At 40.7% G+C, this 10,679-nt stretch carries 12 protein-coding genes, 2 tRNA genes and 2 rRNA genes; 3 read left to right on the plus strand and 13 right to left on the minus strand.

Annotated features, from left to right (window positions below; all coding sequences use genetic code 11):
- Positions 1-25: 25 nt before the first annotated feature.
- The 3 genes from ACQKL5_RS19800 to groES form a co-directional block, all read right to left on the minus strand.
- Positions 26-184, minus strand: a complete 159-nt coding sequence (locus tag ACQKL5_RS19800) for a helix-turn-helix domain-containing protein (RefSeq protein WP_427610584.1) — start codon at positions 182-184, stop codon at positions 26-28.
- Positions 185-456: 272 nt separating this feature from the next.
- Entirely contained in the window at positions 457-2,088 is a 1,632-nt protein-coding gene (gene groL, locus ACQKL5_RS19805; RefSeq protein WP_402959449.1) for a chaperonin GroEL, read from the minus strand.
- A 61-nt stretch (positions 2,089-2,149) separates the two neighbouring features.
- On the minus strand, positions 2,150-2,434 hold the full coding sequence (gene groES, locus ACQKL5_RS19810) for a co-chaperone GroES (RefSeq protein WP_427610585.1): 285 nt from the start codon (positions 2,432-2,434) through the stop codon (positions 2,150-2,152).
- Positions 2,435-2,762: 328 nt separating this feature from the next.
- On the opposite strand from groES, the gene ACQKL5_RS19815 reads away from it, so the two are divergent.
- The gene (locus tag ACQKL5_RS19815) at positions 2,763-3,485 is read left to right on the plus strand and encodes a CPBP family intramembrane glutamic endopeptidase (RefSeq protein ID WP_427610586.1); all 723 of its coding nucleotides are present in this window, start codon (positions 2,763-2,765) and stop codon (positions 3,483-3,485) included.
- Positions 3,482-3,694 carry a YdiK family protein gene (locus tag ACQKL5_RS19820; protein WP_427610587.1) on the plus strand — a complete coding sequence of 71 codons (213 nt, stop codon included), beginning with the start codon at positions 3,482-3,484 and terminating at the stop codon, positions 3,692-3,694. Before ACQKL5_RS19815 ends, ACQKL5_RS19820 begins: the two co-directional genes overlap by 4 nt.
- Positions 3,695-3,722: 28 nt before the next feature.
- Here the strand turns inward: ACQKL5_RS19820 and ACQKL5_RS19825 are convergent, their stop codons facing one another.
- On the minus strand, positions 3,723-4,382 hold the full coding sequence (locus ACQKL5_RS19825; protein WP_427610588.1) for a redox-sensing transcriptional repressor Rex: 660 nt from the start codon (positions 4,380-4,382) through the stop codon (positions 3,723-3,725).
- 35 nt (positions 4,383-4,417) lie between these two features.
- Positions 4,418-4,915, minus strand: a complete 498-nt coding sequence (gene moaC / locus ACQKL5_RS19830; protein WP_427610589.1) for a cyclic pyranopterin monophosphate synthase MoaC — start codon at positions 4,913-4,915, stop codon at positions 4,418-4,420.
- A gap of 134 nt (positions 4,916-5,049) precedes the next feature.
- On the opposite strand from moaC, the gene ACQKL5_RS19835 reads away from it, so the two are divergent.
- Positions 5,050-6,969 (plus strand): ABC-F family ATP-binding cassette domain-containing protein, encoded by a 1,920-nt coding sequence (locus tag ACQKL5_RS19835; protein WP_427610590.1) that lies wholly within the window; start codon positions 5,050-5,052, stop codon positions 6,967-6,969.
- A gap of 263 nt (positions 6,970-7,232) precedes the next feature.
- On the opposite strand, the gene tsaD is transcribed toward ACQKL5_RS19835, so the two are convergent.
- The 8 genes from tsaD to rrf (ACQKL5_RS19875) form a co-directional block, all read right to left on the minus strand.
- Entirely contained in the window at positions 7,233-8,249 is a 1,017-nt protein-coding gene (tsaD, locus tag ACQKL5_RS19840) for a tRNA (adenosine(37)-N6)-threonylcarbamoyltransferase complex transferase subunit TsaD (protein ID WP_427610591.1), read from the minus strand.
- Positions 8,246-8,698: a ribosomal protein S18-alanine N-acetyltransferase gene (gene rimI / locus ACQKL5_RS19845; protein WP_427610592.1), complete on the minus strand. Its 453-nt coding sequence runs from the start codon at positions 8,696-8,698 to the stop codon at positions 8,246-8,248. The genes tsaD and rimI overlap by 4 nt, the downstream gene beginning before the upstream one ends.
- A 25-nt stretch (positions 8,699-8,723) precedes the next feature.
- Positions 8,724-9,416 carry a tRNA (adenosine(37)-N6)-threonylcarbamoyltransferase complex dimerization subunit type 1 TsaB gene (tsaB, locus tag ACQKL5_RS19850; protein WP_427610593.1) on the minus strand — a complete coding sequence of 231 codons (693 nt, stop codon included), beginning with the start codon at positions 9,414-9,416 and terminating at the stop codon, positions 8,724-8,726.
- The gene (gene tsaE / locus ACQKL5_RS19855) at positions 9,416-9,868 is read right to left on the minus strand and encodes a tRNA (adenosine(37)-N6)-threonylcarbamoyltransferase complex ATPase subunit type 1 TsaE (protein ID WP_427610594.1); all 453 of its coding nucleotides are present in this window, start codon (positions 9,866-9,868) and stop codon (positions 9,416-9,418) included. The genes tsaB and tsaE overlap by 1 nt, the downstream gene beginning before the upstream one ends.
- Positions 9,869-10,079: 211 nt before the next feature.
- Positions 10,080-10,153 (minus strand) — tRNA-Met (locus tag ACQKL5_RS19860).
- A gap of 31 nt (positions 10,154-10,184) precedes the next feature.
- A 5S ribosomal RNA gene (gene rrf, locus ACQKL5_RS19865) occupies positions 10,185-10,300 on the minus strand.
- Positions 10,301-10,479: 179 nt separating this feature from the next.
- Positions 10,480-10,553: transfer RNA gene (locus ACQKL5_RS19870), tRNA-Met, on the minus strand.
- A 31-nt stretch (positions 10,554-10,584) separates the two neighbouring features.
- A 5S ribosomal RNA gene (gene rrf, locus ACQKL5_RS19875) occupies positions 10,585-10,679 on the minus strand; the annotation flags it as partial.

Here is a 10,679-nt window from a genome sequence, read left to right on the forward strand (position 1 = left end):
CACTTCTTTCTGAAGTTAAAGTTGATTATTTCTTTTTCTGAGTATTTATAATAATGAAATCTTTAATTACTTCTCTCTCAATCCGATAGGAATTACCAACACAAAAAGAAACCACCTTCCCCTCACGAATTTGCCTATATGCAGTTGATAAACCGATTCTCAAAGTATCGGCTAGTTCTTCCACTCTAACAACTTCATGATAATCATCCTACACGTCTGTATCCTCCAATACATTTTAACAATTATGTACACAAATAACATTAACTGTTATTATTAAGTGGTATCTTCTCTAAACAATCATTAAAAATACATTTACAAATAAAAATCGTCTTTACTATAAAAAAAAGATCTCTCAGAAAAAATTCTGAGAGATCTTTTTTTATATGTGGTCAAAATGTGGTCAAATAGCTTTTACTTTAAGGAAAAGCTTTGTAATAAAGGGTTTCAAGACCCTAATTACATCATGCCGCCCATTCCGCCCATATCAGGCATTCCCATTCCGCCGCCAGCGCCAGCAGGTTCTGGTTTGTCAGCAACAACTGCTTCTGTTGTTAGGAACATAGCCGCAACAGATCCAGCGTTTTGTAGAGCTGAACGAGTTACTTTAGTAGGATCGACGATACCAGCTTCGATCATGTTCACCCATTCTCCAGTAGCGGCATTGAAGCCAGTACCGATTGCTTCGCCTTTAAGGCGTTCTACGATTACAGATCCTTCAAGTCCAGCGTTGTGAGCGATTTGGCGAATCGGCTCTTCGATTGCACGAAGAACGATTTTCACGCCTGTTGCTACGTCGCCTTCTGCTTCGATTTCTGCAACTTTATTGTATACGTTTAGAAGAGCTGTACCACCACCGGCTACGATACCTTCTTCAACAGCAGCACGAGTAGAGTTCAATGCATCTTCAATACGAAGTTTACGTTCTTTTAGTTCTGTTTCAGTAGCTGCTCCGACTTTGATTACGGCTACACCACCAGCTAATTTAGCAAGGCGTTCTTGTAGTTTTTCGCGGTCGAATTCAGAAGTTGTTTCTTCTAATTGAACACGGATTTGGTTTACACGAGCTTGAATTTGAGCTGTGTCTCCAGCACCTTCAACGATTGTTGTGTTCTCTTTTGTAACAACGACTTTAGAAGCGCGTCCTAAAGAATCGATTGTTGCAGATTTAAGGTCAAGGCCGATTTCTTCCGTGATTAATTCGCCACCTGTAAGAGCTGCGATGTCTTCAAGCATAGCTTTACGACGGTCACCGAATCCAGGAGCTTTAACTGCCACTGCATTGAATGTTCCACGAAGTTTGTTCACAACAAGAGTTGCAAGTGCTTCGCCTTCCACGTCTTCAGAAATCAATAATAGTGGTTTTCCTTGTTGTACAACTTGCTCAAGTACAGGAAGGATTTCTTGAAGGTTCGTGATTTTTTTATCAGTGATTAAGATGTATGGATTTTCAAGAATGGCTTCCATTTTATCTGAATCAGTTACCATGTAAGGAGACGCATATCCGCGATCGAACTGCATACCTTCTACAACGTCCAATTCAGTTGTGAAACCTTTTGATTCTTCGATTGTGATAACGCCGTCGTTACCTACACGTTCCATAGCTTCTGCAATCAATTGTCCTACTTCTTCATCAGCTGAAGAGATAGCGGCAACTTGTGCAATCGATTCTTTGTTTTCAACAGGTTGAGAAATGGCTTTTAATTCTGCAATCGCAGTATTAACCGCTTTTTCCATCCCTTTACGGATACCCATTGGGTTAGCACCAGCTGTTACGTTTTTAAGACCTTCACGGATCATCGCTTGAGCAAGAACCGTTGCAGTAGTCGTTCCGTCACCAGCTACGTCATTTGTTTTGCTTGCTACTTCAGCAACCAATTTCGCACCCATGTTTTCGAAAGCATCTTCTAATTCGATTTCTTTCGCGATTGTTACACCGTCATTAGTAATAAGCGGTGAACCGAATTTTTTCTCAAGAACCACGTTACGTCCTTTTGGTCCAAGCGTTACTTTTACTGCATCTGCAAGAGCGTCGACGCCACGAAGCATTGAACGGCGAGCCTCTTCACTAAATTTAATTTCTTTAGCCATGTATAAGTACCTCCCTAATCATTTTAAGAAAAATTTTCGTTCAGTTAAGTATGATGTATAATTAGCCAATAACAGCTAAGATATCGCTTTCACGTAAGATTAAGTATTCATTATTTTCGTATTTAACTTCAGTACCAGCATATTTTGAGAAGATAATTAGATCGCCTTGGGCAACCTCTAAAGCAATACGTTCGCCATTTTCAAGGACACGGCCAGTACCAACTGCTACGACCTTACCTTCTTGTGGCTTTTCTTTTGCAGTGTCAGGAAGAACAATACCGCTTGCGGTTTTTTCTTCGGATTGAACTAATTCAATAATAACGCGATCACCTAATGGTTTTAACAAGTGAAACAACCTCCTCATATTCTCTTAGTCAATTACTTGTTTATTAGCACTCATCAACAACGAGTGCTAACACATTTATAATACTAATTAAATTGAGCCTTTTTTGCAAGTATCTTGTTGAATTTTTTTTATTAATTTTTGATAAATTATGGGTATACTACTTCAGTATAATGAATCTCTCCGCGTTTTTTTGAAATGCTCCCTTTTTGCATACCTATAAGTGGTATTACGGTCTATTTTTTGATACCTTTTAAGTATACGTTTATAGAATGTCCCCATGTCAGGACTCTAAAATAAATGGCGGACTTAATAAAAGGAGTTTTCATTTTTGAAAAAAGAATATTGGTTCGTCATCATTACTTACATTGCCATGCAATTATCCGGTATAGTCGGCATGCCGATTTTCAAGGTGATCGGATCATCAATGGGGATACCGAACGATGAACTCAACGTTAAAGCGTCCGCTTACTGGATCGTGTTCAGTTTTCTTGTTGCCCTACTGGTGATTCTATTTTTATTGAGAAAAGATATGAAGGAGAATATAGAGCTTAAACAGGCTTCGATTCCCACGTCCATCCTCTGGGCAATCGCAGGTGTTTTCCTGGCCTTTTTCGCTCAAAATATAGCTGCAAACATCGAATTAATGCTTGGGGTGGATGGTGAATCCGAGAATACACAAAATCTCGTTTCACTCATTTCTAGAGTGCCGATGGTCATTTTCGTAACGTCTATTATCGGTCCTATTCTGGAAGAAATCATTTTCAGGAAAATTATTTTCGGTTCTCTTTATAAACGCTTTAATTTCTTTATTTCGGCTTTAATTAGCTCGGTTATTTTCGGCTTGGCGCACGGTGAACTCGAACATCTTCTTTTATATGCAGCGATGGGCTTCACCTTTGCCTTTTTATATGCAAAAACGGGTCGTATTCTTGTGTCCATAGCTGCACATGTTGCTATGAACACTCTTGTTATCATCCTTCAGGTGGCATATAGAGAAGACATCGAGAAATTGTCAGATACTGCACAAGCCATTATCGGAGGTTTATTATGAAACGTCAGTCACCTTTATTCATCGGTATCGTATACGCTGGCTTAGGCATCCTTTTTATAACGATTGCCATCCAGACGGTCAATTCATCTGGATGGGGATTTTTTGCCTATATCCTTGTGTTGATTGCTACTCTTGACTTAGGATCGGGGTTACGCATGATATTAATCCACTTTAAGATTAAGTCCATACAAAAGAAAAACAAAAAGTAAAAACACGCTGCGTTTTCGCAGCGTGTTTTTATTCTTCTAGGACAACTTCTTCCGCTACTGGATAGTGCTTTAAAAAGTATATCAGGGATTGAAGTTCTACAGCCAGATCAATATGGTGGACCCTTATCGATGGGGGTACAGTCAGACGGGCAGGAGTGAAGTTCAGTATCCCTTTAATATCGGCTTTAACTAAACGATCGGTAATCGTTTGCGCCTCTTGGACAGGCACTGTCAAAATGGCTACAGTAATATTATTTTCCTGCAAAAGCGTATCTATTTGGTTCATATGGTGAATCGGCACATCGGCAATTGTCTTTCCGACTTTATCTTCAGAGACTTCAAATGCCATTTCTATTTTTGTATTATTGTTTTTCATGAAATTATAATTTAAAAATGCAGTTCCTAAATTCCCCACCCCAATCAGGGCAACCTTTGTCAGCTCGTCCTGATCTAACGTTTTTCTAAAGAAAGACAATAGATAATTGACATTATAGCCATAGCCTTTCTTTCCGAGCGCCCCAAAGTAGGAAAAATCACGGCGGATTGTTGCTGAATCTACTTTTACAGCTTCACTTAGCTCTGCTGAGGAGACTCTTTGTTTACCTGAAGAATGTAAGTTTTTTAAAAATCGATAATACAAGGGCAACCTTTTAGCCGTCGCCTGCGGTATCTTTGGGTCATGGTTCATTGTTCTTCCCCGCCTTTATACATGCTTTAAAACTTTTACATTTGGTTTAGCTGCCTCTTGTAATCACTACTAGACACGCCACCTGTCTTCTCCACTAAATATGTAGGTCCTATGACCATTCCTTTATCCAGTGCCTTACACATGTCATAAACCGTTAAAGCGGTTGCAGATGCTGCTGTTAACGCTTCCATTTCGACACCTGTACTACCCTTCGTCTTAACCTGTGTTTCAATTTTAAGCCGATAACCTTGATCTTCTTTTTCCCAATCAAAGGCGATATTGACACCTTGCAGGGAAATGGGGTGACACATCGGTATGATGTTGGATGTATTCTTACTGGCCATGATGCCTGCAACCTGGGCAACCGCCAATACGTCCCCTTTTTTCATTTCTCGATTCGTTATTTTACCATATATTTCTTCGTTCAATAAGATGCTGGATTGAGCTGTTGCCGTCCGGATTGTCTCTGGCTTCGTGCTCACATCAACCATTTTGGCTCTGCCTTGCTCATTAAAATGCGTTAAATCGCTCATAAAATTACCCCTCCTAAATCATACACTATTATCCTACATTATGTAACAGCTTGTTTTTCACCTTTAAAACCAAAGCTGTTGCCGTTAAATACTATAATACGTTACACTAACAATAATCAATTGAGGTGAAATCCATGATTCTATTACAAATCAATCAACTATCGAAATATTATGGTGCTGAGCTAATTTTATCAAATATGAAGCTTGAAGTTCAAAATAAAGATCGAATTGCCTTAGTCGGCCGAAACGGAGCCGGAAAGTCGACCTTGCTAAAAATTATAGCCGGTCAACTTTCACACGATGGCGGCGAGATCATCAAACCAAAAGATGTTACCATCGGTTATATGGCCCAGGATACTGGATTGGAATCGGAACTTTCCATCTGGAATGAAATGCTGACCGTGTACGAGAAACTGATTGGGCAAGAAAAAGAGCTGCGACGGCTCGAGTCCGTCATGGCCGAACCGGCAACATTTGAAAATGACCTGCGTTACCAAAAAGTGATGAGTGAATATGACGCCCTCCAGGTCACCTTCAAAGAACAGGGCGGGTATCAATATGAAGCGGATATCCGCTCCGTATTGCATGGTCTTCAATTTGGGGATTTTGATCACTCTACCTTGATTTCCACGCTGAGCGGCGGTCAAAAAACGCGCCTTGCCTTAGGGAAGCTACTCTTAAAGAAGCCGGATATATTAATACTCGATGAGCCTACGAACCATTTGGATATAGAAACGCTCTCTTGGCTTGAACAATATTTGCAGAGCTATCAGGGTGCTGTTCTTATTGTATCCCATGATCGCTATTTTCTTGACAAAGTTGTTAATCAGGTATATGAAATCTCACGGAATAACATGAAAAAGTACTATGGGAATTACAGCTCCTACCTAGAAAGAAGAGCAGAAGACTACGAACGGGAAATGAAGCAATTCGAGAAGCAGCAAGGAGAAATAGAAAAACTGCGCGATTTCGTGCAACGAAACATCACCAGAGCGTCGACAACCAAAAGAGCGCAGAGTCGTCGTAAACAGCTTGAAAAAATGGACGTATTGGACAAGCCTCAGGGCGATGAAAAGTCCGCCAACTTTTCCTTTCAAATAGAAAAGCAAAGTGGCAACGAGGTGCTTCACCTTCAGAATTTGGCCATTGGCTATAATGAAGAAACCGTATCTCAGAATATTAACTCGCGGATGACGAAAGGGGAAAGTATTGCCCTTGTCGGACCGAACGGTGTCGGGAAATCAACATTGCTGAAAACGATCATCTCGAAGCTTCCTGCCATTGCTGGTGAATTCCGCTTTGGAACCAATGTGGAGGTCAGTTATTACGATCAAGAGCAGGCCAATCTCGTTTCCAATAAACGTGTCCTGAATGAATTGTGGGATGATTATCCGACTAAACCTGAGAAGGACGTCCGTACAGTACTCGGCAATTTTCTCTTTAGTGGGGACGATGTATTAAAAACCGTTTCTACCCTAAGCGGTGGTGAAAAAGCCCGATTGGCTTTAGCAAAAATGATGATGGAAAAGGGAAACTTTTTGATTCTCGATGAACCGACAAACCACTTAGACCTAGAGAGTAAGTTAGTCCTTGAAAATGCTTTGATCGATTATCCTGGCACTATCCTTTTTGTTTCTCATGACCGGTATTTCATCAATCGGATTGCCACAAAGGTTATAGAACTTTCGCAAGACAGAAACGAGGAGTTCCTCGGCGACTATGATTACTATGTAGAGAAAAAACAAGAGCAGGCTGAAATCAAAGCTCTAGAACAACAAGGTAAGACAAAAACCGTTGAAATAAATGTTGAAAAAACGAACTATAAAATAGACAAAGAATCTAAAAAAGCAGAACGTCAGCGAAAACGCCGTATCGAGGAAATTGAATCAGCCATGGAAGGGCTAGAAGTTGAAATTACCGAATATAATGACCTTCTATGTGACCCAGATGTTTTCCAAAATCATGAAAAGGTGATGGAAATACAGACAAAACTGGATAAAGCAAAGGAAACACTAGATCAGTACTTAGAAGAATGGGCAGAATTAGAAGAATAAGAAGCAAGACTGGGTCATGTATGGCTCAGTCTTTTTATTATGAAAAATACGAAAAAGTTATCCACAGTATTATGCACATTACAAGCTTTACCAAATCAACAATATTGTAGGTTACCCACACTATCCACAAAACATTATCCACTTATCCACAAAAATGCTATTTATACACAGGTGTTTTGAATAGTGAAAAAACTTTATCCACAATATTCGTTACATTATATAAAAAACAAAAACAAGATACCAAGTTCGGTATCTTGCCTCTCTTAGAAAACTTCTATATCCAATCCAGGATTTCCGTTCAAATCTAGCCCTGAACGTTTCCCTTTTTCGAACATGATGCTGCCAGCAGCACCAATCATCGCTGCATTATCCGTACAAAGATGTAACGGAGGAATGATAAGGTCCATAGATAAGCCCGCAAAAGCATCCGTTAGAGCTTCTCGTAGCCCTTTATTAGCCGCGACTCCTCCAGCAAGCAACACTTGTTTCACATCGAATTCCTTAGCAGCTTTTACGGCCTTCGTCACCAGAACCTCAATAACGCTTGCTTGGAAACTTGCAGCTAAGTCCTGAGGCTCAATCTTTTCGCCACGTTGTTCTGCATTATGCAATGTATTAATGACAGCCGATTTCAAGCCGCTGAAAGAAAAGTCATAGCTTCCTTCTTCTAACCAAGCCCTTGGCAGTTTCAAGGATGGAGTCCCCTCTTGGGCAAGCCGATCGATATGAGGGCCTCCAGGATACGGAAGACCAAGGGTTCTTGCTACTTTATCATATGCCTCGCCTGCCGCGTCATCCCTCGTCTCCCCAATTACTTTAAAGGAACCAGGCTCAGTCAATAGCACCAGTTCGGTATGTCCTCCCGAAACAACTAAAGAAAGGGCAGGATACTGTATTTCTTGTACCAGTCTATTCGCGTAAATATGACCGGCAATATGGTGCGTCCCAACGAGTGGTATGCCATGAGCGAAAGCGACAGCCTTGGCCGCATTAACGCCGATCAACAAGGCTCCTACTAGTCCAGGGCCTTCCGTGACAGCAATAGCATCCAAATCATCATATGTCACACCAGCCTGAAGCAAAGCCTCTTCCAGTACAATAGTAATCTGCTCCACATGGTGACGGGATGCAATTTCGGGAACGACTCCACCAAATCGTTTATGGCTTTCTATTTGCGAAGCTACAACATTACTTAGTATCTCTGTCCCATTTTTAATGACGGCTGCAGCTGTCTCATCGCAGCTCGTTTCAATACCCAATATCAATTGATCTTTTTTCATTTGAAATTCACCCACATAACATAAGCATCTTCTTGATTGTCTGTATAATATCTTTTACGTATTCCGCCCTTTTGAAAACCAAGTTTCTCATAAAGGGAAATGGCTACAGCATTACTGACACGAACTTCCAGTGTCATCCGCACCACTCCCATACTGATCGAGATTTCTATCATTTTTCTTAGAAGGGCTTCGCCAAGCTTTTGCCCCCGATATTCCGGTAAAATGGCAATATTGGTAATATGCGATTCATCAATGACAATCCAGGCTCCGCAATAACCGGCAATTTTCCCATCATCTTCAATGACCAAATAAACAGCATATTCGTTATTGTTCAATTCATTAAAGAAAGCTTCCCGGGTCCAAGGCAAAGTAAAAGACTGTTTTTCTACGTTCAATACTTGTTCGATATCTTCCGTTTTCATCATCCGAAACGTCATGGTTTTGCTCATAATAATCGGTCGCTTTCCTATTAATTTATTTACCTTGCTGTTCAAGCCACTTCGCTTCAGCCTCGGCCATACGAATATAGTTAGGTACAAAGTGGTGTATATCGACTTCATCCTTCTTCAAGCCGATAAAAGCAAGTTCGCTTGGTCTCGAGTTATACATTTGCACAGGAGCAAAAACAGCTAAATCCCCCAGCACTTCTGTAATTGTCTCACGATGAATCTCAACGTCCTGACCAACAAACAATACGGGCCGATTGCTTTCCTTTACCTTCATCGCCCACTCAGAAGAAAGCATGTTGCAGTCTTCCTTTACCGTTTTTAATTTTTCACCAACAAATTCATATAACCCTGTATATACTTGGCCTCGCCTAGCATCAAATAATGGAGAAACCAAACCGTCAAAATAACGTCCATTTGCAGCTAAAACTTCTAAACTAGATACTGCTGATAATGGAATTTTTAGTGTCCAAGCCAATGTCTTTGCTATGGTTACGCCAATTCTAACTCCTGTATACGATCCAGGACCTTGAGCGACAACAATTTTATTCAATTCCTTTGGGGATGTATCGCAGTCCCTTAATAATGACTCAATCGCAGGCATCACTCGAACCGAGTGGTTCTTCTTTAAATTCGTCGTGTACTCCCCAATTACTTGGGTTCCATTTATTAAAGCAACCCCTAAAGTAAAATTCGATGTATCTATAGCTAAAACCTTCATTAAATAATCTCCTTACATAACATAACATACCGTTCGCCTCGAGCTTCCAAGACAAATCGGCGGCTTGTATCGCCAAGACGATAAATATTAATGGTTAGAAGATCCTCTGGGAGTTGGTCTTTTATTAAATGAGCCCATTCCACAACCGTCACTCCATCGCCATCAAAATACTCATCAAAACCTAAATCCTCTTCAGCCTCCCCTACCCGATATACATCCATATGATATAGGGGTAAGCGACCACTGTATTCCTTTATTATCGTAAAAGTAGGGCTGTTCACCGTACGCGTGACTCCCAGCCCCTTAGCAAGGCCCTTTGTAAATGCCGTTTTTCCGGCCCCTAAATCGCCTTCTAAAGCAAGCACATCGCCACTGCAAAGCCTTTTAGCCAATTTCTGTGCAAAATGCGCTGTCTCTTCCTCATTTTGAGAAGTCCATTCGAAATGTTGCATATATCAGTCACCTTTATCATTCTAATAAGATAGTGCAAGCAAGTTAAAAGAATTTCCTATAATATAATTCCATTTAATTTGATTCTAAAAAACGATTCTATATGTAGTGTACCTTGTTTCAAAAGAAGAAACAAATAAGTTATGGATATTATAAGATGAAATTCAGGTAAAACAAAAAAAAACGAAACATTAGTTTCGTTTTTTTTCATGATTGCGGGGACAGGATTTGAACCTGCGACCTTCGGGTTATGAGCCCGACGAGCTACCGGACTGCTCCACCCCGCGACGGTATAAATGATACATTATAAAAAGTACAGCTTGGCGGCGTCCTACTCTCACAGGGGGAAACCCCCAACTACCATTGGCGCTGAAGAGCTTAACTGCCGTGTTCGGAATGGGAACGGGTGTGACCTCTTCGCTATCGCCACCAAACAATATTACTTTTCTTTAAGACTTATATTACTATACACCATTTTATAAGAAAAAGCAAGAATAACTTTGTATTTTTTATAAAGTTGATGAATATCTATCCATTAGTATGCCTTAGTTATCGAAAAATATACAACTGGATTTAATAAAAAAAAACGAAACATCGTTTCGTTTTTTCATGATTGCGGGGACAGGATTTGAACCTGCGACCTTCGGGTTATGAGCCCGACGAGCTACCGGACTGCTCCACCCCGCGACGGTATAAATGGTACATTATAAAAGGTATAGCTTGGCGGCGTCCTACTCTCACAGGGGGAAACCCCCAACTACCATCGGCGCTGAAGAGCTTAACTGCCGTGTTCGGAATGGGAACGGGTGTGAC

It is taken from the genome of Peribacillus sp. NPDC097675, from assembly GCF_050277655.1.
GTDB lineage: Bacteria > Bacillota > Bacilli > Bacillales > DSM-1321 > Peribacillus.

Bases quoted from the DNA above. Each gene is read 5' to 3' on its own strand.
- groL (WP_402959449.1), bottom strand. From the start codon at position 2,088: ATGGCTAAAGAAATTAAATTTAGTGAAGAGGCTCGCCGTTCAATGCTT.
- ACQKL5_RS19820 (WP_427610587.1), top strand. From the start codon at position 3,482: ATGAAACGTCAGTCACCTTTATTCATCGGTATCGTATACGCTGGCTTA.
- ACQKL5_RS19825 (WP_427610588.1), bottom strand. From the start codon at position 4,382: ATGAACCATGACCCAAAGATACCGCAGGCGACGGCTAAAAGGTTGCCC.
- moaC (WP_427610589.1), bottom strand. From the start codon at position 4,915: ATGAGCGATTTAACGCATTTTAATGAGCAAGGCAGAGCCAAAATGGTT.
- ACQKL5_RS19835 (WP_427610590.1), top strand. From the start codon at position 5,050: ATGATTCTATTACAAATCAATCAACTATCGAAATATTATGGTGCTGAG.
- tsaD (WP_427610591.1), bottom strand. From the start codon at position 8,249: ATGAAAAAAGATCAATTGATATTGGGTATTGAAACGAGCTGCGATGAG.
- rimI (WP_427610592.1), bottom strand. From the start codon at position 8,698: ATGAGCAAAACCATGACGTTTCGGATGATGAAAACGGAAGATATCGAA.
- tsaB (WP_427610593.1), bottom strand. From the start codon at position 9,416: ATGAAGGTTTTAGCTATAGATACATCGAATTTTACTTTAGGGGTTGCT.
- tsaE (WP_427610594.1), bottom strand. From the start codon at position 9,868: ATGCAACATTTCGAATGGACTTCTCAAAATGAGGAAGAGACAGCGCAT.